This is a genomic window from Caballeronia novacaledonica (assembly GCF_900258035.1).
In the GTDB taxonomy this organism is placed as follows: domain Bacteria; phylum Pseudomonadota; class Gammaproteobacteria; order Burkholderiales; family Burkholderiaceae; genus Caballeronia; species Caballeronia novacaledonica.
This window is the reverse complement of the sequence record NZ_OGTP01000021.1, coordinates 73,543-99,008: the sequence shown is the minus strand read 5'-3', so window position 1 is coordinate 99,008 and position 25,466 is coordinate 73,543. Positions and strand designations below refer to the sequence as shown.

Genomic DNA, 25,466 nt, shown 5'->3' with positions numbered 1-25,466 from the left:
CGCTGCACATCATCGCGATGAGCGCTGCGCTGCTCGCGTTGCCGGTCGCGGCGCTGCATCCTGGCCCGGCTCACGCGCAGACGCAAAGCGCGGCGAGCACCGGACAGAAACTCACGAACCAGCAGCTCGACGCGCTGACCGCGCCGATCGCCCTCTATCCCGATGCGCTGCTCGCCCAAGTGCTGATGGCGTCGACGTATCCGTCGCAAATCACCGATGCGGCCGCGTGGTCGAAGGCGAATCCGAACGTCAAGGGCGACGATGCCGTAAAAGCCGTGCAGTCCGAGCCGTGGGATCCGAGCGTGCAATCGCTCGTCGCGTTCCCTCAGGCGCTCGCGACGATGGCCTCCAAGGTCGACTGGGTGACGCAACTCGGCAACGCGTTCATCGCGCAACCGAGCGACGTGATGGACTCCGTTCAGCGTCTGCGGCGCGCGGCGCAAAGCGCGGGCAATCTCAAGTCGAACGAGCAGCAGAAGATCACGAGCGGGCCCCCGCCGGCGGGCAGCACGATCACGAACACCACGGTGATTCAGATCGAGCCGACCAATCCGCAAGTGGTCTATGTGCCGACTTACAACCCGACGGTCGTGTACGGCACGTGGCCGTATCCGGCCTATCCGCCGGTGTACGTGCCGCCGCCTCCGGGATATGCGATGGCCTCGGCGTTCGTCGGCGGTCTCGCCTTCGGCGCGGGCGTCGCGGTCGCGAATTCGCTGTGGGGCAATTGCAACTGGGGCCACGGCGATGTCAACGTGAACGTGAACCGCTACAACAACATCAACACGAGCAACCGCATCAATGCGAACAGCAACAATGTGCGCTGGAATCGCAACGATCCGCAGTTCAACCGGACGAACGTCGCGAACCGGCAGAACGCGTTGAACAACGCGAACCTCGGCGGAAACGCCAACCAGTTTCGCGGCCGCGAGGACGCGCGCGCGCAAGCCGCGCAGACGCTGCAGCAGCGCACCGGGCAGAACCTCAACCAGCCGGCGAGCCAGCGCGTGCAGAACATCCGCCAGGGCGGCGGCCCGAACGCCCGCGACACGAGCGACCTGCGTCAGCGCTCGCAGAGCGTGAATCGCGATAACGCGCTGCGCGGCGCGGGCGACGGCGCCGGCGCGCGTCAGGACATGCAGCGCGGACAGGCGAGCCGGGACTCGTTCGCGAATCAGTCGCATAACCGCGTGGGCGGGGGCGGTGGCGGCGTGGAACGTCAGGCCGGCGGCGGCCTCGGCGCGGGCGGAGGCGGCGTGCAACGTGGCGGCGGCGGAGGCGGTGGCGGCGGCGGATTCCATGGCGGCGGAGGCGGCGGCGGGATGCATCGAGGCGGCGGAGGATTTCGCCGTTGATGATCGAGTTCATCGTCAAACGCCGCCCGTGCGGCGAACGCCAGATCCAGGAGCCCGAGATGACCCCTATTCAAGCATCTGCCTCATCGAAGAGACCGTTTCTTTGCGCACTCGCCGCCGCGTCGCTCTTGCTCGGCGCATCGTTCGCGCACGCGCAGGCCGTCTATCCCACCGCCGAAGCCGCCGCGCAGGCCTTCACCGACGCCATCGCGACCAACGACCAGGCCGCGCTCTCCAAGGTTCTCGGCAAGGACTACGGGCATTACGTGCCCGAAGGCAGCATCGGCCAGGAGGACATCTACGCGTACCTCGGCGCGTGGTCGCAGCAGCATCGCATCGTCGAGGATGCGCAGCCGCTCGATGGCCGTCCGGCCGCGCATATCGAAGCGGGCACGAGCGGCTGGACGCTGCCGATTCCACTCGTGAAAGTCGCGAAAGGCTGGCGCTTCGACATGCCCGCCGCGCGCGACGAAGTGCTCACGCGGCGCATCGGCCGCAACGAGCGTTCGGCGATGCAGGTCGCGCTCGCGTATGTCGCCGCGCAGAACGACTATCACAAGACGGCCGATCGCTACGCCGACCGTTTCGTCAGCACGTCCGGCAAACACGACGGCCTCTACTGGGACACCGCGCCCGGCGAGCCGGACAGCCCGCTCGGCCCGCTCGCCGCGACCATGCCGAACAAGCCGACCGACAAGGACGGCTACTACGGCTATCACTACCGCATCCTGACCGCGCAAGGCGCGAATGCGCAGGGCGGCGCGAAGAGCTATCTGAGCGACGGCATGCTGAAGCAGGGCTTCGGCCTGATCGCGACGCCCGCGCGTTACGGCCAGACCGGCGTGATGACGTTCATCGTCAATCAGGACGGCCAGATCTACGAGAAGGATCTCGGCCCGGCGACGACGCGCGCGGCCGCGGCGATCAAGTCGTTCAACCCGGATTCGTCGTGGCAGGTGGTGACGCCATAAGCCCTGGCGACACGGCGGAAATGGCGAGCGGGAACGCGCGATAGCGCCCGGCGGTATAATTTCGCCCTTCCCAGAGGCGCATTGACCAACAATGCGCCCGGCATCATGCGCGAGCGCCGCGCACCGCTGCCGCACGAAAGCGGCGGGCACGGCGTCGGCTTTACGCCCTCGCGCGCCCTCGCCCATTCTCGATCCGATTCGCCATGACCGCCCAACTCATCGACGGCAACGCCCTTTCCAAGACCCTTCGCGCCGACGTCGCCCAACGCGCCGCCGCCCTCGCCACCCGTGGACACAAGCCGGGCCTCGCCGTCGTGCTCGTCGGCGACAATCCCGCGAGCGAGGTCTATGTGCGCAACAAGGTGAAAGCCTGCCACGACAACGGCCTGCACTCGGTGATGGACCGCTTCCCCGCGACGCTCGCGGAAAACGAACTGCTCGCGCATATCGCGAAGCTCAACGCCGACGCTTCGATCCACGGCATTCTCGTGCAACTGCCGCTGCCCGCGCACATCGACAGCCACAAGGTGATCGAAGCCATTGCGCCGGAGAAGGACGTCGACGGCTTTCACGTCGCCAATGCGGGCGCGCTGATGACCGGCAAGCCGCTCTTTCGCCCGTGCACGCCGTACGGCGTGATGAAGATGTTCGAGGCGCACGACATCGACCTGAAAGGCGCGAACGCGGTGGTGATCGGCCGCTCGAACATCGTCGGCAAGCCGATGGCGCTTCTGCTGCTCGAAGCCGGCGCGACCGTCACCATTTGTCACAGCAAGACGCGCGACCTCGCGAAGCACACGCGTGACGCCGACGTGATCGTCGCCGCCGTCGGCCGCCGCAACATTCTGACCGCCGATATGGTGAAACCGGGCGCGACCGTGATCGACGTCGGCATGAATCGCAACGACGAAGGCAAGCTGTGCGGCGACGTCGATTTCGCGGGCGTGAAGGAAGTGGCCGGATTCATCACACCGGTTCCGGGCGGCGTCGGCCCGATGACCATCACGATGCTGCTCGTCAACACGATCGAAGCGGCCGAGCGCGCGGCGCAGGCGTGAACGCCGGTGCGGGGCGGCATCAATCGGCCCTTTAAAAACAATCGATTGGAATTTGCCCCGCCCGCCCCAATAATCTCCAGATGAGCCGGCGCGAGGCGCGTCCCGTTCCCGGCTTCGTCCAACATCAGAACGGGAGAATCATGAGCGATACCACGTCCACCCCGGCAGCGGCCAATCCGCTGCTCGATTTTTCCGATCTTCCGCGTTTCGGCGAGATTCAGCCTGCGCACGTGACGCCGGCGCTCGACGTGCTGCTCGCCGATGCGAAAGCCGCCGTCGATCGCGCGAGCGCGCCGGACACGCCGGCGACCTGGAAGGATGTCGTCGAGGCGGTCGAGCAGGAATCGGAGAAACTGTCGCGCGCGTGGGGCATCATCGGCCATCTGAACGCTGTCGCCGATACGCCCGAACTGCGCGCCGCGCACGCCGAAAACCTGCCGCGCGTCACCGAATTTTCCGCGAGTGTCGGTCAGAATCTCGCGCTCTACGAGAAGTACAAGGCGATCGCCGCCGGAGAGGAATTCGCCGGTTTGTCGGCCGAGCGCAAGAAGATCCTGGAGAACTCGCTGCGCGATTTCCGCCTGTCGGGCGCCGAATTGCCCGAGGACCGCAAGCCGCGTTTCGCGCAGTTGCAGGAGGAGCAGGCGGCACTTTCCAAGGCGTTCTCCGATCACGTGCTCGATTCGACCAACGCGTACGCGTATATCGTCACGAAGGAAAGCGATCTCGCCGGCCTGCCCGGCGACGTGACCGAAGCGGCCCACGAAGCCGCTCAACGCGATGGCAAGGAAGGCTGGAAGTTCACGCTGCATTTCCCGTCGTATTTTCCGGTGCTGCAATATGCCGAACATCGGCCGATGCGCGAGGCGATGTATCGCGCGTACGTCACGCGCGCGTCGGAACTGGGCGGCACTTATGGCGACGGCAAGACCGAATGGGACAACACGGCGAATGTCGTCGAGCACCTGAAGCTGCGCGAGGAAGAAGCGAAGACGCTCGGCTATCAGAATTTCGCGGAAGTGTCGCTCGCGCCGAAGATGGCGGAATCGCCCGCGCAAGTGATCGCCTTCCTGGAAGATCTCGCCACGCGCGCGCGCCCTTACGCCGAAAAAGACTGGATGGAACTGCGCGCGTTCGCCGCGACCGAACTCGGCATGCCCGAGTTGCAGCCTTGGGATATCGCGTATGCGGCCGAAAAGCTGCGTCAGAAGCGCTACTCGTTTTCCGAGAACGAAGTGAAGCAGTACTTCCCGCAGGAAGCCGTGCTGAAAGGCCTGTTCAAGGTCACCGAAACGCTTTTCAACGTGTCGATCCGCCGCGACGAAGCCGCCGTGTGGAATCCGGACGTGCGCTTCTTCCGCGTCGAGAACAAGGACGGCACGCTCGTCGCGCAGTTCTATCTGGATCTGTACGCGCGCGAAGGCAAGCGCGGCGGCGCATGGATGGACGACGCCCGCTCGCGTCACAAGCGCACGCAAGGCGGCGTGCAGACGCCGGTCGCGTATCTCACCTGCAATTTCTCGGCGCCGGTGGGCGGCAAGCCCGCGTGCTTCACGCACGATGAAGTCATCACGTTGTTCCACGAGTTCGGACACGGCCTGCATCACATGCTGACGCGCATCGACGAGCTGGGCGTGTCGGGCATCAACGGCGTCGAGTGGGATGCGGTCGAACTGCCGTCGCAGTTTATGGAGAACTTCTGCTGGGAGTGGGACGTGCTGACCGACATGTCCGCGCACGTCGAGACCGGCGCGCCGCTGCCGCGCGAGCTGTTCGACAAGATGCTCGCCGCGAAGAACTTCCAGAGCGGTCTCGGCACGCTGCGCCAGATCGTCTTCTCGATGTTCGACATGGTGCTGCACACGTCCTACGATCCCGCGAACGCGACGCAAAACGTGAACGATCTCGCGCGCTCGATCAACGAGAAGTTCCATGTGATTCCGCAGGCGCCGTTCTCGCGCTGGCCGAACACGTTCAGCCACATCTTCGCGGGCGGCTACGCGGCAGGCTATTACAGCTACAAGTGGGCCGAAGTGCTGTCGGCCGATGCGTACGCCGCGTTCGAAGAAGCCGCGAAGGCCGGCAACGGCTCGGTGCTCGACGCGACCACGGGCACGCGCTATCGCCGCGAGATTCTCGAAGTCGGCGGCAGCCGCCCGGCGATGGATTCGTTCAAGGCGTTCCGCGGACGCGAACCGGACATCGACGCCTTGCTGCGGCATAACGGCATGTCGGGTCAGGCGGCGCACTGAACGAGTTGGCGAGAGAACCCCGGCCCGAACCTCAAAAGGGCCGGGTTTTTTATCGCCTGTCGATCCTGAAATCGACTTCCGATGGCCGCCCTTCCAGCGCCAGCGTCGCGCGAACGGCAGGGCTTCGGCTGATCACCTTGCCTCTTCGCACGACAGCCGTGCGCGCCGCCCGCAGCCGGATCGCTTCGATCGGATCGCGCGCATCGAGCACGACGCAATCCGCGTTGCATCCCACCTCGATCCCATAGCCTTCCAGCCCGAGAATGCGCGCGGGATTTTTCGTGACCGCATCGAAGCACGCGCGCATGGCATCGACGCCGGTCATCTGCGCGACGTGCAGACCCATGTGCGCGACTTCGAGCATGTCGCCGGAACCGAGGCTGTACCACGGGTCCATCACGCAATCGTGGCCGAACGCGACCGTGACGCCGGCCGCCATCAGTTCGGGCACGCGCGTCATGCCGCGCCGCTTCGGATACGTGTCCGAGCGCCCTTGCAGCGTGATGTTGATGAGCGGATTGGCAATGGCATTCACGCCCGCTTCGCGCATCAGCGGAATGAGCTTGCTGACGTAATAGTTGTCCATCGAATGCATCGACGTGAGATGCGAGCCGGTCACGCGCCCGTGCAGTCCGAGCCGGTGCGTTTGTGCTGCCAGCGTTTCGATGTGGCGCGACATCGGATCGTCGGATTCGTCGCAATGCATGTCGACGCGCAAGCCCTGCTCCGCCGCGTATTCGCACAAGAGCTTCACCGACGCCGCGCCGTCCGCCATCGTGCGCTCGAAGTGCGGAATGCCGCCGACGACATCGACGCCCATCGCGATCGCACGCTTCAGGTTCTCGAACGCGCCCGCGCTGCGCAATACGCCGTCTTGCGGAAACGCGACGAGTTGCAGATCGAGATACGGCTTCACGCGGCGCTTCACTTCGACGAGCGCTTCCACGGCCAGGAGACGCGGATCGCAGACATCGACGTGAGACCGGATCGCGAGCAGCCCGCGCGCGACGGCCCAGTCGCAGTACTGCAACGCGCGCTCGACGAGCGCCTCCTGCGTGAGTTCGGGCTTCAGCTCGCCCCACAGCGCAATGCCTTCGAGCAGCGTGCCCGACGCGTTCACGCGCGGCAAGCCATAGGACAGCGTCGCGTCCATGTGAAAGTGCGCATCGACGAACGGCGCGGTGACGAGCGAGCCGTCTGCATCGATTTCCTCGCGCGCGGTGGCCGACAGATGCGGCTCGATCGCGGCGATCCGCCCCGCTTCCATGCCGATATCGACGAGCTCGCGCGAATCCGCGAGCGCCGCGCGGCGAATGATCAAATCCATGTGCGAAACCTCCGTGCCAGGCTGTTCGTCCGATGTATGCGTTCGATTGTATCGGGACAGAAAAGCCGTGCGCGCTGGTTTCAGCGCATCACGCGATGGCGTCCGACCACCGCGAAACTGAGCGGCAGCGAGCCGCGCGGCATGGCGCGTTCGGGTTCGATTCTGAGCGGATAGGCGTCGCCCTGTCGCGCGAGCGGTGCGTAGAGATCGGGACGGCGCGCGGACAACGCGCGGCGCCCGGCGCTCGTCTCGGCCAGCGAGGGCTTCACGTCCGCGACGATCAGGCCGCCATTGGCCGCCGCACGCCGCGTGAGCACGCTGCCGTCCGGACCGGCGATCAGCGCGTCGTCGCCCGATGTGTGGCTGCAGGCGATGAACATGCCGTTTTCGGCGGCGCGCGCGGCCAGCATCGCGCGATGCGTCCGCTCGCGGCGCATCGGTGCGATGAGGAGCGTCGCGCCCATGAGCGCCGTCATCCGCACGTTCTCGACGACGTCGTTGTCATCGCCGATCAAAATGCCGATGCGTGCGCCGAACGGTGCGTCGAACACGGTGAAGCGCGCCCCGCTGTGCAGGCCGCGTTGCGACGCTTGCAGCTTGCGATGGCGCACGCGCGCGCCGCCCGGGAAGAGAATCGCGTAACTGTCGTACAAGCGCCCGTCTTCGGTGCGCTCGATCCAGCCGACGCCCGCCGCGACGCCGGTATCGTCGACGGCGGCGGCGATCGCGCGGATCGACGGGCCATCGAACGATTCGGCGCGCGACGCATCGATGCTCGCTTGCGGGAACGCGACCAGTTGCACGCCCTGAGATGCGGCGTCGGCGATCAGCGCACAATGGCGCGCAACATCGGCATGTGACTCAAGCGCGGTCACGGCGATGCGGAACGAAATGGCGTCCAAGCGAGGCTCCGGATTAACGAGTAGACGACCTCATTGAACCGCTCGCGCATCGATAAGTAAAATGAATGTTTTGATCGATTCGATCGCCAAATGGAATCGAATATTCCGATGGAACTTAAACGCCTGCGCGCCTTCCTCACCATCGCGGACTTGCGCCATTTCGGCCGCGCAGCCGAAGCGCTGCATCTCAGCCAGCCCGCGCTCAGCAAGCAGATCGCCGCGCTCGAAGCGAGCCTCGGCGCGCGTCTCTTCGAACGCGGCCGGCACGGCGCGGATCTGACGGCGTTCGGCGCGGGCTTTATCGCCGATGCGCAATCGCTCGTGCGAGACGCCGACGCCGTGCTCGCCCGCGCACGCGAAGCGGCGAACGGCACGCGCGGGTTTCTGCGCGTCGGCCTGTGCCTGTCGACGCTCACGCATGTGCCCAGGCTGATCGCGGAATTCGGCGCGCTCAATCCGGGCGTGAGCATCACGCTGCACGATCTGTCGTCGCACGAGCAGACACGCCGCATCCTCGCGAACAAGCTCGATGTCGGGTTCATGCGAATGCCCGCGAGCGCCGGGCTGTCGGGCTTCACGGTGCTCGACGAAACGCTCGCGCTTGCCGTCCCGGAGCACACGCGCTACAGGCGTCTGCCGGCGGACCTGAACGAATTGAACGAGCCGGGATTCATCGCGCTGTCGCGAACGCGGGGACCGGGGCTCGCCGCGCAGATCGATCGCTGGTGCGCCGAGCACGGCTTCGTGCCGCGCGTGATTCAGGAGGCGGACGATATCCAGTCCGTGCTTGCATCCGTGGCGGGCGGCGTGGGCGCCGCGTTCCTGCCGTCGCGAGCGCAGTATCTGCTGCGCGATGCGCGCGTGCTGACCTTGCGCGATCAGCCCGCGCGATGGCGCGTCGGCCTCGCATGGCAAGCCGAACGCGACGACACCGTCACGCGCGGCTTCGTCGCGTTCATGAAAGCGCGCGTGAAAGCGTTGAAGGCGTCGGCTATGCTGGACGGTTGAGCCTGGCGAGCAGCATCGCTTTGACGCCGGGCCATTCGTCGTCGATGATCGAAAAGCGCACCGAGTTGCGCTTGCGGCCATCGGGCATGATGCGCTCGTGCCGCACGATGCCTTCCTGTTTCGCGCCGATGCCGAGTATCGCCGCGCGCGATTTTTCGTTGAGCTCGTCGGTGGTGAACTGCACGCGGACGCAGTGCATTGTTTCGAACGCGTGCGTGAGCAGCAGATATTTCGCTTCCGTGTTGATGCCGGTGCGCTGCGTCGATGCCGCGAGCCACGTATGGCCGATTTCGAGCTTGCGATTCGCGCGATCGATCTTCCAGAAACGCGTGCTGCCGACGACGCGTGCGTCATCGGCTCGCACGATGGCGAATGGCATGACCGTGCCGGCATCGCGGCCTGCTAGCGCGGTGTCGAGATAGCGGTCGATCGTGGCTTCGTTCGGCACCACGGTCACGCTGAGATTCCAGAGTTCGCCGTCGGCGGCGGCGTCGAGCAAGGCACCGCGGTCTGCTTGTTGCAGCGGGCGCAGTTGGGTGCGGTGCCCGGTCAGGGTCGGTTGAGTCATCGGGCGTTTGCAGATTTTCTTGGTGAGACGACATCATAGTTTGCTGCGATGTTCTCCATCGTTGGTTCTTCGTTTTTGGTTTTACTTTCGCTTTCGCCGGATCCCGTATTCGCGTCGGTTTATTAGCGTTGCCCCTGTGCGGGGCGGCAGTCACTTTCTTTGCTGCTGCAAAGAAAGTAACCAAAGAAACAGCTATCCCCATCCAAAGTGCTTCATGCCGGCCGCGGCACAGGCGATTGGCTGAATGGAACCCAGGGTAGCGAGTGCCCTCACAAGCAGAATCGGGCTTGGATCGCGCACGATCTGACGCATCGCGCCACACAACAGATTGGTTCAGCACCAAATCGCTCCGGCCCGCTGCGCGGCCGATGGGTCAATCGGGTTTGCGTGCGCTTTTTTTGCTGATACCGCCATCGAGACGCACCGCCCATGCACACCGCCCATGCACACCATCGGTTTCCCTTGCAGACCCGGCGGCAGCGCGTAGCGCTGTGCCGAAGCTATTTCGTGCTGAACCAGCGCCCTAAAACATGTGGTGCGGCAGACCGTGCGCGAGCCAAGCCCGGTGATTTTGATGAGGGCACTCTTTAGGCGAGTGCCAACTTAAGGGAGAAAATTGGCCAAGTTGCGTGTGACCGCGGGCCTGAAAAGCTGCTTTCTTTGGTTACTTTCTTTGCAGCAGCAAAGAAAGTGACTGCCGCCCCGCACAGGGGCAACGCTAATAGACCACAAAGAAAACGGGATCCGGCGAAAACGAAAGCGAAAGCGAAAGCAAAAGCAAAAACCGAGCAATAAACCCACCCCCTTCGCTCCGCTAAAATCGTGACATCAAGCGCGCCCCCGCGCCCCCAAACCGACAGGGATTCATGAAAATCGCCACCTGGAACGTCAACTCCCTCAAAGTCCGCCAGCAACACGTCATCGACTGGCTGACCGCGTCGAAAGTCGACGTGCTGTGCCTTCAGGAACTGAAGCTTCCCGACGAGAAATTCCCCCGCGCCGAGCTCGAAGCCGCCGGCTACAAAAGCTGGTTCGCAGGGCAAAAAACATACAACGGCGTCGGCATTCTGGTGCGGGCAGACGCCGGCTTCGACGTCGATGAAATCAGCGTCGTGCGCAACATCCCCGGTTTCGAAGACTTGCAGCAGCGCGTGATCGCCGCGACGATCGACGGTGTGCGCATCATCTGCGCCTACTTCCCGAACGGCCAGGCGCCCGGCTCCGATAAATTCGCCTACAAGATGCGCTGGCTGGACGCGCTGCGCGAATGGCTGCGCGAAGACATCGCGCGTCACCCGCAGCTTGCGCTATTGGGCGACTACAACATCGCGCCCGAAGACCGCGACGTGCACGATCCGAAAGCATGGGAAGGACAGAATCTCGTCTCGCCCGAAGAGCGCGCGCACTTCGCGCAACTCGTCGAACTCGGACTCACCGATGCCTTCCGCAAGTTCGAGCAGCCCGAAAAACTCTTCACATGGTGGGATTACCGGATGTTGGCGTTCCGGCGAAACGCGGGACTGCGCATCGATCACATTTTGCTGTCAGAACAGCTTTCCGCGCGCTGCACGTCGTGCGAAGTCGACAAGGTACCGCGCAAGTGGGATCAACCGTCGGACCACGCGCCCGTGATCGCGACGATCGACTGATCATTTCCCTTCAACCGGCGCTCACGCGTCGAGATGCAGTTCCTGAATCTTGCGCGTGATCGTATTGCGGCCGATACCCAGCCGCTCCGCCGCCTCGACCTTGCGCCCGCGCGTGAAATCGAGCGCCTCGCGGATCACCGCGGCTTCGAAACGGCGCGCGAGCTCGTCCATCACGTCCGCGGAGTTTTCGCGCAGAAGGCGCGCGACTTCGGTGCGCAGACCGTTTTCCCATACGCTCGTCGCGACGCCCGCCATCGCCGGCACCGACGCCGCCGCGCCGTTCTGCACCGCGGGCGCAGGCGCCACGGCGCCATCGGACGAAACGGCGATCGCCTCCGGCGTAGCGTCGTGGCGCGGCGTGAGATCGGGCGGCAGATCCTTCTGCTCGATCACCTGCGCGGGCGCCATCACCGTGAGCCAGTTGCACAGATTCTCGAGTTGACGCACGTTGCCCGGAAACGGCAGCGACGCGAGATAAGCAAGCGCTTCATCCGACACGCGCTTGGGCTCGACGCCCAGATCACGCGCGCTCTTCTGCAGAAAATGGCGCGTGAGCAGCGGAATATCCTCGCTGCGCTCGCGCAGCGCCGGCAGACGCAGGCGAATCACGTTCAGCCGGTGATACAAGTCCTCGCGGAACAAGCCCTGCCGCACGCGCGCATCGAGATTCTGATGCGTCGCCGCGATCACGCGCACGTTCGCCTTCAGCGGATTGTGTCCGCCCACGCGGTAGAACTGCCCATCCGACAGCACGCGCAACAGGCGCGTCTGAAGATCGAACGGCATGTCGCCGATTTCATCGAGAAAGAGCGTGCCGTTTTCGGCCTGCTCGAAGCGGCCCTGACGCATCGCCTGCGCGCCGGTGAACGCGCCGCGCTCGTGGCCGAACAGTTCGGACTCCAGCAGATCCTTCGGAATCGCCGCCGTGTTCAGCGCGATGAACGGTCCGTTCGCGCGTGGGCTATGTCGGTGCAGGGCGCGCGCGACAAGCTCCTTTCCGGTGCCTGATTCGCCCGTGATGAGCACGGTCGCCGCCGAATGCGACAGACGGCCGATCGCGCGGAACATGTCCTGCATCGCCGGCGCCTGGCCGAGCATTTCGGGCGTCTCGGTCACGCGCTCGTCGACGGCCGCCTCGCCGCGCATGCTTTCGTCGACGGCGCGGCGGATCAGCTCGACCGCCTTGTCGACATCGAAAGGCTTGGCGAGGTATTCGAACGCGCCGCCCTGGAACGCGGCCACGGCGCTGTCCAGATCCGAGAACGCCGTCATGATGATGACGGGCAATCCGGGAAGGCGGTCGCGCACGGTCTGCAGCAGTTCCAGCCCGGAGCCGCCCGGCATGCGGATATCGGAGACGAGCACTTGCGGGCTTTCTCCTTCGAGCGCGGCGAGCGCGTCGCGCACGCCGGAGAAACTGCGCGTCGTGAAGTTCTCTCGTGCGAGCGCCTTTTCCAGCACCCAGCGGATGGATTGGTCGTCGTCTACTATCCAGATCGGCTTCATATCGTTCGGCGAGAAATTCTCGTGTGGTTCGGTGTGAGCCCGTCGAAACGGTCAGGCTTCTATGCCTGGTGTGTCACTGCTTCGCGTGACGTCGCTGGTCGATCGTGATCAATTCTCAAACGGCAACAGGATGGCGAACTCGGTGCAACCCGGCCGGCTCTCGACTTCGATCAAACCATCGTGCTGATGCACGAACGATTGCGCGAGCGTGAGACCGAGGCCGCTGCCGTCTTCCCTGCCCGATACGAGCGGGAAGAAGATCCGGTCGCGGATTTCGCTGGGGATGCCCGGACCGTTGTCAGTGATATGCAAGTCCAGTGCCAGTTTGTGCAGCTTCTTGCCGATCGTGACCTTGCGCGCGATGCGCGTGCGCAGTTCGATCCTCGCATCGCCTTGTGAAATGCGCTCCCTCAGCGCTTCGGCCGCGTTGCGCACGATGTTGAGCAGCGCCTGAATCAGTTGCTCCTTGTCGCCGCGCAGGTCGGGCACGCTCACGTCGTAGTCGCGCTCGATCGTGAGGCCGCGCGGAAACTCCGCGAGAATCACGGCGCGCACGCGCTCGCACACTTCGTGGATGTTCACGTCGCCGACGATATGCGGATGCCGGTGCGGCTCCAGCAACCGGTCGACGAGCGTCTGCAGGCGATCCGATTCCTTGATGATGACCTGCGTGTACTCGCGCAGCTCGTCGCGTTCGCGCGCGCCAAGCTCGAATTCGAGCAACTGCGCCGCGCCGCGGATGCCGCCGAGCGGATTCTTGATCTCGTGCGCGAGATTGCGGATCAGTTGCTTGTTGACGGCGGTGAGATCGTGAATGCGCTCTTCGCGGTCCGTGCGCATGTGGCGCTCGTTCTCGAACAGTTCGAGCAGCACGAACTCCGGCGCCGCCTCGAGATAGCCGACGATCGCATGCACATGCACCGGCTCGCGGCTCTGGCGTTCGAGCACCGCGTCGAGCCGCGTCGCGTTGAAGCGGTTCTCCGCGATCGACGCGATCGTGGTCGCCAGTTCGTCCGCGTTCGCGAAGAGCTCGGGCCAGTTCATCTGCGTCAACTGCTTGCGCGACATTTCCAGCATCGCTTCCGCCGATGGGTTCGCATACGCGATCCTGAGATTGCGCATGTCCAGCACGAGCACGTTCGTGGGCAGCGCTTCGAAACCCGGAAGCAGTCCGCTTGCCGCCAGTTGCGCGTTGTCGGTCAGCGCATCGGCGTGACCCTTGCGCGCCTTGATGAGGTTCTTTAGCACCATCGTGCAATGGTTGAGGTCGTTCGTGACACCGATCTTCTTCTCGATCTATGACATTGCGGCGATTAAAAAAGGGACGGCGCGCCGTCCCTTTTTTTCACTGCATCGCATGCGTCGCGCGCCTCATCGAACTGCTCACGACAAAACGCGCTTCGATCATGTTGCTTACAGCGAGTAGTACATTTCGAATTCGATCGGATGCACCGCCTGACGATAACGCTGCAGCTCGTTCGTCTTCAGTTCGATGTAGGCGTCGAGCATCGAATCCGTGAACACGCCGCCGCGCGTCAGGAACTCGCGATCCGCGTCGAGCGCGTCGAGTGCCTGGTCGAGGCCCGCGCACACGGTCGGGATCTTCTTGTCTTCTTCCGGCGGCAGGTCGTACAGATTCTTGTCCGCGGCTTCGCCCGGATGAATCTTGTTCTGCACGCCGTCGAGACCCGCCATCATCAGCGCGGAGAAGCACAGGTACGGATTCGCCAGCGGATCCGGGAAGCGCGTTTCGATACGGCGGCCCTTCGGGTTGGAGACGTGCGGAATACGGATCGATGCCGAGCGGTTGCGAGCCGAGTAAGCCAGCTTCACGGGCGCTTCGAAGTGCGGCACGAGACGCTTGTACGAGTTGGTGCCCGGGTTCGTGATCGCGTTCAGCGCGCGCGCGTGCTTGATGATGCCGCCGATGTAGAACAGCGCGAATTCCGACAGGCCCGCGTAGCCATTGCCCGCGAACAGGTTTTGGCCGTCCTTCCAGATCGACTGGTGGACGTGCATGCCCGAACCGTTGTCGCCGACGATCGGCTTCGGCATGAAGGTCGCCGTCTTGCCATACGTGTGCGCCACGTTATGGATGATGTACTTCATCTGCTGCAGCCAGTCCGCGCGCTGCACCAGCGTCGAGAACTTGGTGCCGATTTCGTTCTGGCCCTGGCCCGCCACTTCGTGGTGATGCACTTCGACCGGGATGCCGATCTGTTCGAGCAGCAGACACATTTCCGAGCGGATGTCCTGGAACGTGTCGACCGGCGCGACCGGGAAGTAACCGCCCTTCGTGCCCGGACGGTGGCCGGTGTTGCCGCCTTCGAATTCCTTCGCCGACGACCACGGCGCTTCTTCCGAGCCTATCTTCACGAACGTGCCCGACTGGTCCGTGTTCCACTGCACCGAATCGAAAATGAAGAATTCCGGCTCCGGACCGAAGAACGCGGTGTCGCCCAGGCCCGAGCTCTTGAGATAGGCTTCCGCGCGGCGCGCGAGCGAACGCGGGTCGCGCTCGTAGCCCTTGCCGTCGGCGGGCTCGACCACGTCGCAGGTCAGAACCAGCGTGGACTCTTCATAGAACGGGTCGATGAAGGCCGTGTCCGCATCCGGCACGAGCAGCATGTCCGACGCTTCGATGCCCTTCCAGCCTGCGATGGACGAACCGTCGAAAGCGTGGCCGCTTTCAAATTTGTCTTCGTCGAATGCCGAGACCGGCACGGAAACGTGTTGTTCTTTGCCGCGCGTGTCGGTGAAGCGGAAGTCGACGAACTTGACGTCCTCGTCCTTGACGAGTTGCATGACGTCGGCCACGGATTTACTCATTACCTATCTCCTGATTAACAAAAGTCGGCGAATCGCTTCGCCGCCCCGACCAATCCTGTACATCGATTCAATCGAGGATGGAAAAGCAGCTTCCGTGCCAAGCGCACCATCTTTGCGCTAAGCGCTTGAAGCAGCGCGCGTTTTGAAGCGGCCTTTGCTGCGCCGCAAATTGGAGACGCACTCTTTCGGTGCGCGCTCGTTTGTTCAGTTTTGTGCAATCACCTTTTCGGTGCATTGATCATACGATGCACCAGTTTCGCGCATGACCCGGACGACTCCTACCGCACGCTAGAATGAATCTTTGCGCTTTAACGGAGACTGATGCGCCATGAGCACGCTCGAACAACTCTATAGCCAGGCCGGAAAACGCGCGGCCGAGAACAACCTGACCTACGCGGGCGCGTTCTCGCCAGCCGAAGCCTTCGAACTCCTGCAACTCGATCCGCGCGTGCGTCTCGTCGATGTTCGCACACGCGCCGAACTGGACTGGGTCGGCCGTCCGGCCATCGATGGCGCGCAGTACGCGCACATCGAGTGGATCCGCTACCCCGGCTCAGTACCGAATGCCGAGTTTATCGAACAATTGCGACAGGTCGCCACTCCGGATACGCCTGTCGTGTTTTTGTGCCGCAGCGCCGCGCGCTCGAAGCTCGCGGCCGTCGCGGCGCAGAAAGAGGGATACGCGCAGGCGTACGACCTGCTCGAAGGCTTCGAAGGCGACAAGGATGGGCAAGGGCATCGAAAAACGGTGTCGGGATGGTGTTTTCGCAAGCTGCCGTGGATCGGGGCGTGAGCGGTTCGCTCAACGCGGTGCGTCGAGCAATGTCCGCACGCGCCTGACCCGCTCTTCATCGACGGGCGCGAGCCCCTTTCCATCGACGCGCACGCCCGAGCCGAAGTGCACCGCGCGCACGCCCGTCGATGCCGCGAACGGCGCAACCGCCTCGACAGTCAGTCCGGCGCCGGCGAGGACCGTGCAGTGCGTGCCCTTCGCTCTTTCGACGAGTTTCGCAATCGTCGTCTGCGCTTCCAGCACCGACGGCTTGCCGCCCGACGTCAACACGTTCGTCACGGCATCGCATGTCAAGAGCGTGTCGAACACGGCGAAGAGATCGCGCGCTTCGTCGAATGCGCGGTGAAACGTGAGCGGCAGGCCGTCCGCCGCGTCGATCACGCGCGCGAGGCCGTCCGTATCGATATCGCCATTCGCGTTCAGCATGCCGACGACGATCGCGTTGGCCCGCGTCTTCGCAATGGCGCGCACGTCGCGGATGATGACCGCGTAGTCGTCGGCATCGTAGACGAACGAGCGGCTGTGCGGCCGCACGATCACGTTCACCGGAATGCCGACCGCATCGATCACTTCTTCGATCAGCCCGATGCTCGGCGTCAGGCCGCCCTCGCCCATCGCGGTGATGAGCTCCAGCCGGTTCGCGCCGCCGCGTTCCGCCGCGCGCGCGTCCGCGACCGTGGTCGCGATGATTTCCAGCAACGTCATTTCGCTTCCTCCGGCGGCACTTCGACGATTTCGCCGCCCAGCGCGATCACCCCCTCGCGCAGCACCTCGAACGCCGCGTTCGCCTTGTCCGGATCGCCCTTCACGCCCAGGTCGATGTGCGAGCGCGCGTAAAGCGTCCCGCGCGCCGCATCGCCGACGCTCGGCAGGCTGAACGCGCGCACGCCGTCGAAATCGCGCTCGATCGTCACCATCAGCGGCGTGATGCGCGATTCCGGCAGCCCGAACACGAGCAGCGAGCGCTCGACATGCGGCGTCGCGTGATGCAGATGCGCGTACTTCGTGTCGAGCACCCATTCGATCATCGGCCAGGCCATCACCGGAAAGCCCGGCACGAAGTGATGCTCGCCGACAGAGAAACCGGGAATCTTGTTGTAGCTGTTCGGAATGATCTGCGCGCCCTGCGGAAACGTGCCCATGTTCAGGCGATGCAGATTCTCCGGCGATTCGAGATCGGCCGGCTTGTCGCCCGCCGTGTCGCGGATGCGCGCGCGGATCAGTTCGGCCGCTTCCGGATGCAGCGCGAGCGGCACGCCGAGCGCCTTCGCGGCGCACTGGCGCGTGTGATCGTCCGGCGTCGCGCCGATGCCGCCCGTCGAAAAAACGATGTCGCCGGACGCGAACGTTCGCGCGAGCGTCGCGGTGATGCGCGCGGGGTCGTCGCCGACGTATTCGGCCCAGTCGAGCGACAGGCCGCGCGCACTCAGCAGTTCGATGATTTTCGGCAGATGCTTGTCGGTGCGGCGGCCGGACAGGATCTCGTCGCCGATGATGATGACGCCAATGCCCATGAATGCCCCTTGTTCTTACAGTGAAACGTCGCGGGATTCGACCGTGATCGCCGGATAGTGCGGCTCGCTCGCGCGCAGCCGCTCGAGCGCGTGCAGGCAGTAATGCGCGAACCACAGCGCCGAAAACACGAGGATGAACGCATACGCCCAGATCGTCACGGCGGCGACGACCGGAAAGAGCGGCAGAAGCCAGACGGACCACGCCCAGAGCATCGTCGGCACGGAGCTGAGAAGCCCGCTCACGATGCCGATCGCGAGCAAGGGCCATCGCGCGTCGCGCACGATTGCGCGGCGCTCTTCCGCGCTGGCATGCAGCGCGAGCGCGTCGTACGTCATCACTCGATAGGTCAGCCAGCCCCACAGCAGCGGCGGAATCAGCGCGAAGAACGGCGGAATCAGCCACAAGGGCAGCGTGACCACCAAGAGCACGAGACACACGACGGTGGTCACCACCGAATGCCCGAGACTGCCGTACCACGAGCCGCCGCGCCGTTCTTCGAGCGACGCGTAGTGCCCCCTCGGCCGCCGCGTGAGCAGCTTGACGACGCCGGGCATCGAGAGCGTCGCGATCAGAAGCAGCACCGTGACGACGATCAGCGGCACCGTCATGATGACGACGAGAAACGGCGCGATCACCGCGTGCAGCGACGAGAAGCCGACCGTGTCGAAGAGGCGGTACATCGCGGACGTGAGGCCCCAGCCGTCGAGCCAGCTATTCGCGGCGCCCGTGAGCGTCTGCCAGAAGAACCAGAGCACCGCGCCCCACACCAGCGTGGCGACGCCGAAGGGCATCAGCGTCAGCCAGAGCATGCGCGGATGAAAGACGTTCGCAAGCGCGCGCACGAACGAACGCAGCAAGTCACTCATGCGTGTTACGTAGAAGAAAGAGGAACCGACAGGATAAACCAGCGCCGCACGCGGGCGCCGGTCTGCACGAAACCGTCAGACGGCCGCCGAGCTATCCGAAGGGGACGCGCCCGCGCGCCGCGTGGAAACGCGCGCGGCGATGCGCTTGAACGCGAGCCAGTGCTGCTCGACGAAACCGTCGCCGTAATGCACCGGCTTCACGCCCGGCGCGCCGAGCTGGTCGCGGATGCCGGTCGGCTCGACGGTGCGGTCGAACGAAGCCGAGCGGAACAGGATGTCCCAGAACGAGAACAGCACGCCGAAGTTGCAGCCGTACGTCGTGCCTTCGTGACCGAAGCCGATCGCATGGTGGCGTCGATGGAACGCCGGACTCACGACAATGCGGTCGAACAGCCAGCCGAAGTGCAGCCGGATGTTCGCGTGCTGCACGCTCTGCATGAAATTCGTGATGGCGACGAGCACGACGAACTGCGAAGGCTCCACGCCGATCACGAGCGCAACACAGGCGAAAAAGCTCGCCTGAAGAATGTCGTCGAGCAGATGGTTGCGATCGTCCGTCCAGAGCGACATCTTCTGCTGGCTGTGATGCACGGCGTGCAGTTCCCACCAGATCCCGACGCGATGCTCCAGGCGGTGATACCAGTAGCCGGCGAAATCGAGGATCAGCAGATAAATGACGAACGTGACGAGCGGCTGCGTCGTGACGCCGGGCCACAGGTTGTCGATTTCGAGATTCGGCACGTTATGGATGCGCAGCCAGCTCTGCATCGAATCGAAGAGCGGCTGGAACGTGAAGAAGAAGAACAGGTTGAGGATGCCGAGCTTGACGATCCACGTGTAGAGCACGTCCACCCGCACGCCTTTGCGGTCCTTCCATTCCTCCGCGGGACGGAACGCTTCGAGCGGGCGCAGGATCGCGTACATCGCGAGCACTTCCAGCACGCCGACGATCACCCAATAGAGTGCGTCGTACGTGTCCTCGTCGTAGTCCATCATGCCGATCTTGTACAGCACCGGCTGCACGGCATCGACGTAAAGAAGCGTCTGCAGCCAGGAAACGAGACCGTCCAGCGACGAAAGAATGGAATGAAACATGGTGCTCCGTGGTGCTTGCGGCCGTCCGGTGCGCCGGCCTTCCTCAATTGAGTATAGGGCGCGCGAGGCGCCCTCTGCTCGGCTTACGCCCCGTTCGGCGCCGTCACCGGTGCGCGGTTGTAGAAGTAGATGCCGTGGGGCGAGCGGCCGACCTTGATGGTTTCGATCAGCTTACGATTCGCGAGGTCGATCACGCCGACGTGCTTCGCGAAGCGGAACGTAACCCACAGATACTTTTTGTCGGCGGAAAGTTCCATGTCGTCCGGGCCGGGCAGCAGACCGGTGATGTTGCCGACGTTCGTGAGCGAGTCCTCGTCGATGATGCTGATCGTGTTGGCGACACGATTCGACACCAGAACGTGCTTGCCGTCGACCATCGAGCGGAAGTTGTGCGCGCCCTCGCCCGTCGTGATGGTCTTGACGACCTTCTGGTTGCGCCAGTCGACCACGGCCACGTAGTCCGAACCCGTCATGCCGACGAGCAGATACTTGTCCTGCGGCGTGAGCCAGACGCCGGCGGGCACCTTGCCGACCTTCATCTTCCATTTGACGGTCTGCGTCGCCAGGTCGATCGCGGCGATTTCACCGGACACCTGCAGCGAAATGAACGCGGTCGAACTGTCGTTCGTGAACGCGATGTGGCTCGGCATCGTCGCGAGCGGCAGGCGCTTCGCGATGCTCAGGTTCTTGCCGTCGAAATGATAGATGTCGAGGCGATCGAGACGCAGGCCCGTCGACACGAACCATTTTCTGTCCGGCGAGAAGCCGAGTTGATACGGGTCTTCGATGTTCTGCACCCAGCGCTGGAAAGCGCCGGTTTTCGGATCGACGAACATCAGATTGTTCGACACCGAATTCGCGACGATCAGCGACGAATTGTCGGGCAGCGGCATCAGGTGGTGCGGCTCCTTGCCGGTCGGCACGGTGCCGACGACCTGATGCGTGTTTTCGTCGATCAGGCTCAGCGTGGCTTCCGCCGAATTGAGCACGATGACATTGTTGGCGAATGCCGCGGTTGCGACGAGAGCGGCGCCGGCGGCGAGCGCCGTGCGTGCGGCGGCCGCGCGGAAGCGGCCGGAAAGGAAAATATTGCGCATGGAAAATAGGCTTCGGAAGGCAGGCGTCATTGTAGAACGTTTGCTTCGCGCGGCGCGTTGACCGGCTGCGGCTTTTTGCGCAATACGCTGAATCGGCGCAAGAAATAGCCGGCTTCGGCGCGCCTTCCGGCCGACGCTCAGCGCTGCATCGATTCCCAGACCTTGTGGAGCCGTTTCACCGAAACCGGCATCGGCGTGCGCAATTCCTGCGCGAACAGCGATACGCGCAGTTCTTCCAGCAGCCAGCGATACTCGGAAAGCCGCGCATCCGCGACGCCGCCACGCTGCGAAATCGCGCGCTGATAATGCTGCGCGAGCGGTTGCAGATCGGCGGAAAGACGCGCGTCGCGGGCCGGATCGGCCTTGAGCTTGTCGATGCGCAGGCCGATTCCCTTCAGATAGCGCGGAAAGTGCGCGAGCTGCGCATACGGCGTGTCGATGACAAAACGCTTGCCGATGAGCGCGGAGACCTGCGCCTGCATGTCCGCATACGCCGACGCGAACGTCTTCGCCTGCGCCAGCTTTTTCGCGAGCGCCGCGTATTCGGCCAGGATCGTGCCGACGAGACGGGCGATTTCGTTCGCGAGCAGCGTGAGACGCCCTTTCGCGGCGTCGCGGCGGGCGTGGAAGCTGGCGTCGTCGTCGGGCGGCGGGTCTTGCAGGCACGCGCGATCGAGCGCCGTCTCGACGATCTGGTCGCGCAATTCGTCCGCCGTGCCGAGCGCCATGTATTGCATCGACATTTCGCGCAAACCCGGCAGATTCTTCTCCAGATAGCGAATCGGCTCGCGCAATTGCAGCGCGAAGAGCCGCCGCAATCCCGCGCGGTGAATACGCGCCGCTTCCTCGGGCGAATCGAATACTTCGACGTCGCAATGCGTGCCGCGATCGACGAGCGCCGGATAACCGAAGAGCGTCTGCCCGCGACGGCGGATTTCCAGCAATTCGGGCAGCTTGCCGAAATTCCAGGTGGTGAGGTTTTCGTAAAGCGCGGTGCCGACGCCCGCCGGTTGCGTCTGCGGCGGGCTGGTTTCGCCGGTGAGCGCATCGAGCGCGGCGACCGACGTCAGCTTCTGGAACTGCTGCTGCGCCTGACCGCCGAGTTCCGTGCGCAACTGCGCGAGATTGCGGCCCATCGCGAGCTGGCGGCCGTGCTCGTCGATCACCTTGAAGTTCATGAACAGATGCGCGGGCAGCGTTTCGAGCTTGAAATCCGCGCTTTTCACGGCGATCTGCGTCTGCTCCCGAATATCGGCGATGAGCGAATCGACGAGCGCGCCCGCGCCGAACTTCGGCCCCGCGTGACGCCCGGCGAAGCCCGCCGCGTATTCCGGCAACGGCACGACGTGACGGCGCAGTTTCTGCGGCAGCGACTTCAACAGCAGTTGCGCCTTCTCCTTGATCATGCCGGGCACGAGCCACTCGACGCGGCGCGCATCGACCTGATTGAGCCCGTAGAGCGGCACCGCGAGCGTGACGCCGTCGCGCGGCGAGCCCGGCTCGAAGTGATACGTGAGCGACATCTCGATGCCCGACATCGTCATGCGCTTCGGGAACAGGTCGGTCGTGACGCCGGCGGCTTCGTGGCGCATCAGGTCGTCGCGCGAGAGGAACAGCAGCTTCTCGTTGCCCTCCTTTTTCTGCTCGTCGCGATACCAGCGCTCGAACGCCGCGCCCGTCCACATGCCGTCGGGAATCAGCGAATCGTAGAAGCCGTAGATGAGTTCATCGTCGACGAGCACGTCCTGGCGGCGCGACTTGTGCTCCAGTTGCTCGATGTCCGCGACCAGCTTGCGGTTGTGCGCGAAAAACGGCAGACGCGTCTCGAATTCGCCTTCGACGAGCGCGCCGCGGATAAACAGCTCGCGCGCGTATTTCGGATCCTGCTTGCCGAAACTCACGCGGCGGCGCGCGTAGACGGTCAGCCCGTAGAGCGTCGCGCGCTCGTACGCGACGACCTGCGCGGCCTTTTTCTCCCAATGCGAATCGGACAGCGACGTCTTCAGCAGATGCGCGCCGACGGTTTCAAGCCATTCCGGCTCGATCTTCGCGATCGTGCGCGCATACAGCCGGCTCGTTTCGACGAGTTCGCCCGCCATCACCCAGCGCCCCGCTTTCTTCAGGAGCGCCGAGCCCGGCCACAGATGAAACTTGATGCCGCGTGCGCCGAGATAATGCGGCTCGTCGTCGGCTTTCAATCCGACGTTGCCGAGCAGACCCGTCAACAGCGAAAGATGCACCTGCTCGAAGGTCGCATCGGATTCGTTCAGGCGCCAGCCGTGCTCGCGCACGACCGTCAGCAATTGCGAATGCACGTCGCGCCATTCGCGCAGCCGCAGATGCGACAGAAAATTCGCGCGGCACGCGTCGGCGAGCTGCTTGTTCGACTTCTTGTGCGCGACGGCGTCTTCGAACCACTTCCAGATGCGCGTCCATTGCAGAAACTCGGAGCGCTCGTCGACGAACTGCCGGTGCGCCTGATCCGCCTGCTCCTGCGCCTCGATCGGCCGGTCGCGCGGATCCTGCACCGACACCGCCGACGCGATGACCAGCACTTCCTTCAGCGCGTGATGATCGCGCGCGGCGAGAATCATGCGGCCGACGCGCGGATCGAGCGGCAGGCGCGCGAGCTCGCGGCCGAGCGGCGTGAGCGCGTTGTCGTCATCGACGGCGCCGAGTTCGTTCAGCAACTGATAGCCGTCCGCGACCGCGCGGCCCGGCGGCGGCTCGATGAACGGAAAGGTTTCGATCGCCGTCAGATGCAGCGACTTCATGCGCAGAATCACGGCTGCGAGCGACGAGCGCAGGATTTCCGGATCGGTGAAGCGCGGCCGCGACTGGAAATCGGCTTCGTCGAACAGTCGCACGCACACGCCGTCCGCGACACGCCCGCAGCGGCCCGCGCGCTGATTCGCCGCCGCCTGCGACACCGGCTCGATCTGCAACTGCTCGACCTTGTTGCGATACGAATAGCGCTTCACGCGCGCCATGCCGGTATCGACGACGTAGCGAATGCCCGGCACCGTCAGCGACGTCTCCGCCACGTTGGTCGCGAGCACGATGCGCCGCGCGTTCGACGGCTTGAACACGCGCTCCTGCTCCTGCGCGCTCAAACGCGCGAAGAGCGGCAGGATTTCCGTGTGCGGCGGATGGTGCTTGCGCAGCGCTTCCGCCGCGTCGCGGATTTCGCGCTCGCCGGGCAGAAACACGAGCACGTCGCCGGGACCGACGCGGCAGAGTTCATCGACGGCATCGACGATGGCTTCCATCAGATCGCGGTCGGCCTTGCGATCGTTGCGCTTGCCGAGCGTGCCTTGCGCATTCTTGATCGCCTCGCTTTCTTCCTGGATCGGCCGATAGCGCACTTCCACCGGATACAGCCTCCCGCTCACCTCGATCACCGGCGCGGGCTTTTCGTCGCTGCCGAAATGGCGCGCGAAACGCTCGGCGTCGATGGTCGCCGACGTGACGATCAGCTTCAGGTCGGGGCGCTTGGGCAGAACTTCCTTCAGATAGCCGAGCAGAAAGTCGATGTTGAGGCTGCGCTCGTGCGCCTCGTCGATGATGATCGTGTCGTACGCGTTCAGCAGCGGATCGGTCTGCGTTTCCGCGAGCAGAATGCCGTCGGTCATCAGCTTGACGGACGCGCCCGGCGCGAGATTGTCCGTGAAGCGCACCTTGTAGCCGACGACTTCCCCGAACGGCGTGCCGAGTTCTTCCGCGATGCGCCTTCCCGTCGCCGACGCGGCGATCCGGCGCGGCTGCGTGTGACCGATGAGACCGCTGCCGCCCGCGCCGAGACCGCGCCCGAGCGCGAGACAGATTTTCGGAAGCTGCGTGGTTTTGCCCGAGCCGGTTTCGCCGCTCACGATCACGACCTGATTCGCCGCGATCGCGCGTGCGATTTCCTCGCGCCGGCCGGAAACGGGCAGCGCTTCGGGGAAGGTGATCGGTGGGATCGGATTCGGCGTGACGATGCGTGGCGCGCGTGGCTGTCTCGCTTCGCGCGGCTCGCGTGTTTCGGACGGACGTGCTGATTTCGGCGCTTCGTCCCGCCGTTCGGCGACACGCGGGGCGCGCGCTTCGGCCGGTCGGTTTTGAACGGGCCGTTGCGGACGATCGCCCTGACCTTCACGTTTGGCTTGGGGTTGCGGTTGCGGCTGCGGTTGCGGCTGCGGTTGCGGTTGCGGTTGCGGTTGCGGTTGCGGTTTCTGTTGCGGCTGCGGCTGCGGCTGCGACTGCGACTGCGGCTGCGGCTGCGGCTGCGGCTGCGGCTGCGAAGTAGGCTGCGCCGATGCGCGCGCGTCATCGCGCGATTTACGCGGACGCTGATCGGATTGTTGTGGCGACGTCTTCTTCGCCGACTGCGGACGCGGATCGGCTTGCGGCGGCGAAACCTTCGCAGGCTCCGGACGCTGCCGCTCTTTCGGCTGAGCAGCTTGCTCGGAAGCCGCAGCGGCACCCGCTTTCACGCCCGCAAACCGCCGCGCGGCCAGTTCCTTCTTGCTCAACGCGCCGGAATCGCCGGACGCGCCCCCGCCCTCCCGCGCGTCGCGCAGCAGATTTTCACGCAGTTGTCGCAACTGCTCCTGAGTATCGAGGGATTTATCGGCGGACTGAGACTGGCCCGCCTGATCGGGACGTGATGGACGAGAAACATTCGGCATAGCGTCGC

General features: G+C 64.4%; 19 protein-coding genes. 7 read left to right on the top strand and 12 right to left on the bottom strand.

Annotation, left to right across the window (positions count from 1 at the left end; translation table 11 throughout):
* Positions 1-17: 17 nt before the first annotated feature.
* The 4 genes from NOV72_RS24685 to NOV72_RS24670 all read left to right on the top strand — a co-directional run bounded on the left by NOV72_RS24685 (position 18) and on the right by NOV72_RS24670 (position 5,636).
* Positions 18-1,355 (top strand): DUF3300 domain-containing protein, encoded by a 1,338-nt coding sequence (locus tag NOV72_RS24685; RefSeq protein ID WP_106857189.1) that lies wholly within the window; start codon positions 18-20, stop codon positions 1,353-1,355.
* Positions 1,356-1,414: 59 nt separating this feature from the next.
* On the top strand, positions 1,415-2,326 hold the full coding sequence (locus tag NOV72_RS24680) for a DUF2950 domain-containing protein (RefSeq protein WP_245933139.1): 912 nt from the start codon (positions 1,415-1,417) through the stop codon (positions 2,324-2,326).
* A gap of 203 nt (positions 2,327-2,529) precedes the next feature.
* Entirely contained in the window at positions 2,530-3,384 is an 855-nt protein-coding gene (gene folD / locus NOV72_RS24675) for a bifunctional methylenetetrahydrofolate dehydrogenase/methenyltetrahydrofolate cyclohydrolase FolD (protein ID WP_106857172.1), read from the top strand.
* A gap of 140 nt (positions 3,385-3,524) precedes the next feature.
* The gene (locus tag NOV72_RS24670) at positions 3,525-5,636 is read left to right on the top strand and encodes a M3 family metallopeptidase (RefSeq protein WP_106857188.1); all 2,112 of its coding nucleotides are present in this window, start codon (positions 3,525-3,527) and stop codon (positions 5,634-5,636) included.
* A 49-nt stretch (positions 5,637-5,685) separates the two neighbouring features.
* Here the strand turns inward: NOV72_RS24670 and NOV72_RS24665 are convergent, their stop codons facing one another.
* Positions 5,686-6,963, bottom strand: coding sequence for an amidohydrolase family protein (locus NOV72_RS24665; protein WP_106857171.1), 1,278 nt, complete (start codon positions 6,961-6,963; stop codon positions 5,686-5,688).
* Between the two features lie 80 nt (positions 6,964-7,043).
* Positions 7,044-7,865 carry a nitrilase-related carbon-nitrogen hydrolase gene (locus NOV72_RS24660; RefSeq protein ID WP_106857170.1) on the bottom strand — a complete coding sequence of 274 codons (822 nt, stop codon included), beginning with the start codon at positions 7,863-7,865 and terminating at the stop codon, positions 7,044-7,046.
* Positions 7,866-7,973: 108 nt separating this feature from the next.
* On the opposite strand from NOV72_RS24660, the gene NOV72_RS24655 reads away from it, so the two are divergent.
* A complete protein-coding gene (locus tag NOV72_RS24655; RefSeq protein ID WP_106857187.1) occupies positions 7,974-8,873 on the top strand; it encodes a LysR family transcriptional regulator in 900 nt (299 codons plus the stop codon).
* Here NOV72_RS24655 and NOV72_RS24650 read toward each other — a convergent pair.
* Positions 8,857-9,441, bottom strand: a complete 585-nt coding sequence (locus NOV72_RS24650; protein WP_106857169.1) for a GNAT family N-acetyltransferase — start codon at positions 9,439-9,441, stop codon at positions 8,857-8,859. The genes NOV72_RS24655 and NOV72_RS24650 overlap by 17 nt on opposite strands.
* 866 nt (positions 9,442-10,307) lie before the next feature.
* Here NOV72_RS24650 and xth point away from each other — a divergent pair.
* Entirely contained in the window at positions 10,308-11,090 is a 783-nt protein-coding gene (gene xth, locus NOV72_RS24645) for an exodeoxyribonuclease III (RefSeq protein ID WP_106857168.1), read from the top strand.
* A gap of 21 nt (positions 11,091-11,111) precedes the next feature.
* On the opposite strand, the gene ntrC is transcribed toward xth, so the two are convergent.
* From ntrC to glnA, 3 genes are all read right to left on the bottom strand, one after another.
* Positions 11,112-12,596 (bottom strand): nitrogen regulation protein NR(I), encoded by a 1,485-nt coding sequence (gene ntrC, locus NOV72_RS24640; protein ID WP_106857167.1) that lies wholly within the window; start codon positions 12,594-12,596, stop codon positions 11,112-11,114.
* A 108-nt stretch (positions 12,597-12,704) separates the two neighbouring features.
* Complete coding sequence (gene glnL, locus NOV72_RS24635) at positions 12,705-13,847, bottom strand: nitrogen regulation protein NR(II) (RefSeq protein WP_106857166.1); 1,143 nt, start codon at positions 13,845-13,847, stop codon at positions 12,705-12,707.
* Between the two features lie 162 nt (positions 13,848-14,009).
* The gene (gene glnA, locus NOV72_RS24630; protein WP_061119874.1) at positions 14,010-15,425 is read right to left on the bottom strand and encodes a type I glutamate--ammonia ligase; all 1,416 of its coding nucleotides are present in this window, start codon (positions 15,423-15,425) and stop codon (positions 14,010-14,012) included.
* Positions 15,426-15,753: 328 nt separating this feature from the next.
* Between glnA and NOV72_RS24625 the strand changes: the two genes are divergently transcribed.
* Complete coding sequence (locus NOV72_RS24625; RefSeq protein ID WP_106857165.1) at positions 15,754-16,218, top strand: rhodanese-like domain-containing protein; 465 nt, start codon at positions 15,754-15,756, stop codon at positions 16,216-16,218.
* 9 nt (positions 16,219-16,227) lie between these two features.
* On the opposite strand, the gene NOV72_RS24620 is transcribed toward NOV72_RS24625, so the two are convergent.
* The 6 genes from NOV72_RS24620 to hrpA all read right to left on the bottom strand — a co-directional run bounded on the left by NOV72_RS24620 (position 16,228) and on the right by hrpA (position 25,458).
* Positions 16,228-16,923 carry a copper homeostasis protein CutC gene (locus NOV72_RS24620; protein ID WP_106857164.1) on the bottom strand — a complete coding sequence of 232 codons (696 nt, stop codon included), beginning with the start codon at positions 16,921-16,923 and terminating at the stop codon, positions 16,228-16,230.
* A complete protein-coding gene (locus NOV72_RS24615; RefSeq protein ID WP_106857163.1) occupies positions 16,920-17,732 on the bottom strand; it encodes a competence/damage-inducible protein A in 813 nt (270 codons plus the stop codon). Before NOV72_RS24615 ends, NOV72_RS24620 begins: the two co-directional genes overlap by 4 nt.
* A 15-nt stretch (positions 17,733-17,747) precedes the next feature.
* Positions 17,748-18,599, bottom strand: a complete 852-nt coding sequence (locus NOV72_RS24610; RefSeq protein WP_106857162.1) for an EI24 domain-containing protein — start codon at positions 18,597-18,599, stop codon at positions 17,748-17,750.
* Between the two features lie 75 nt (positions 18,600-18,674).
* Entirely contained in the window at positions 18,675-19,694 is a 1,020-nt protein-coding gene (locus NOV72_RS24605; RefSeq protein WP_106857161.1) for a sterol desaturase family protein, read from the bottom strand.
* 83 nt (positions 19,695-19,777) lie between these two features.
* Positions 19,778-20,791: a YVTN family beta-propeller repeat protein gene (locus tag NOV72_RS24600; protein ID WP_106857160.1), complete on the bottom strand. Its 1,014-nt coding sequence runs from the start codon at positions 20,789-20,791 to the stop codon at positions 19,778-19,780.
* 137 nt (positions 20,792-20,928) lie between these two features.
* On the bottom strand, positions 20,929-25,458 hold the full coding sequence (gene hrpA / locus NOV72_RS24595) for an ATP-dependent RNA helicase HrpA (RefSeq protein WP_245933138.1): 4,530 nt from the start codon (positions 25,456-25,458) through the stop codon (positions 20,929-20,931).
* Positions 25,459-25,466: the final 8 nt, after the last annotated feature.

What these genes read in the sequence shown, in the direction of transcription:
- NOV72_RS24650 (WP_106857169.1), bottom strand. Translation starts at nt 9,441, where the DNA reads ATGACTCAACCGACCCTGACCGGGCACCGCACCCAACTGCGCCCGCTG.
- NOV72_RS24620 (WP_106857164.1), bottom strand. Translation starts at nt 16,923, where the DNA reads ATGACGTTGCTGGAAATCATCGCGACCACGGTCGCGGACGCGCGCGCG.
- NOV72_RS24685 (WP_106857189.1), top strand. Translation starts at nt 18, where the DNA reads ATGAGCGCTGCGCTGCTCGCGTTGCCGGTCGCGGCGCTGCATCCTGGC.
- ntrC (WP_106857167.1), bottom strand. Translation starts at nt 12,596, where the DNA reads ATGAAGCCGATCTGGATAGTAGACGACGACCAATCCATCCGCTGGGTG.
- hrpA (WP_245933138.1), bottom strand. Translation starts at nt 25,458, where the DNA reads ATGCCGAATGTTTCTCGTCCATCACGTCCCGATCAGGCGGGCCAGTCT.
- NOV72_RS24600 (WP_106857160.1), bottom strand. Translation starts at nt 20,791, where the DNA reads ATGCGCAATATTTTCCTTTCCGGCCGCTTCCGCGCGGCCGCCGCACGC.
- glnA (WP_061119874.1), bottom strand. Translation starts at nt 15,425, where the DNA reads ATGAGTAAATCCGTGGCCGACGTCATGCAACTCGTCAAGGACGAGGAC.
- NOV72_RS24665 (WP_106857171.1), bottom strand. Translation starts at nt 6,963, where the DNA reads ATGGATTTGATCATTCGCCGCGCGGCGCTCGCGGATTCGCGCGAGCTC.
- NOV72_RS24605 (WP_106857161.1), bottom strand. Translation starts at nt 19,694, where the DNA reads ATGTTTCATTCCATTCTTTCGTCGCTGGACGGTCTCGTTTCCTGGCTG.
- NOV72_RS24610 (WP_106857162.1), bottom strand. Translation starts at nt 18,599, where the DNA reads ATGAGTGACTTGCTGCGTTCGTTCGTGCGCGCGCTTGCGAACGTCTTT.
- xth (WP_106857168.1), top strand. Translation starts at nt 10,308, where the DNA reads ATGAAAATCGCCACCTGGAACGTCAACTCCCTCAAAGTCCGCCAGCAA.
- folD (WP_106857172.1), top strand. Translation starts at nt 2,530, where the DNA reads ATGACCGCCCAACTCATCGACGGCAACGCCCTTTCCAAGACCCTTCGC.
- NOV72_RS24615 (WP_106857163.1), bottom strand. Translation starts at nt 17,732, where the DNA reads ATGGGCATTGGCGTCATCATCATCGGCGACGAGATCCTGTCCGGCCGC.
- NOV72_RS24655 (WP_106857187.1), top strand. Translation starts at nt 7,974, where the DNA reads ATGGAACTTAAACGCCTGCGCGCCTTCCTCACCATCGCGGACTTGCGC.
- NOV72_RS24670 (WP_106857188.1), top strand. Translation starts at nt 3,525, where the DNA reads ATGAGCGATACCACGTCCACCCCGGCAGCGGCCAATCCGCTGCTCGAT.
- NOV72_RS24680 (WP_245933139.1), top strand. Translation starts at nt 1,415, where the DNA reads ATGACCCCTATTCAAGCATCTGCCTCATCGAAGAGACCGTTTCTTTGC.
- NOV72_RS24625 (WP_106857165.1), top strand. Translation starts at nt 15,754, where the DNA reads ATGAGCACGCTCGAACAACTCTATAGCCAGGCCGGAAAACGCGCGGCC.
- glnL (WP_106857166.1), bottom strand. Translation starts at nt 13,847, where the DNA reads ATGGTGCTAAAGAACCTCATCAAGGCGCGCAAGGGTCACGCCGATGCG.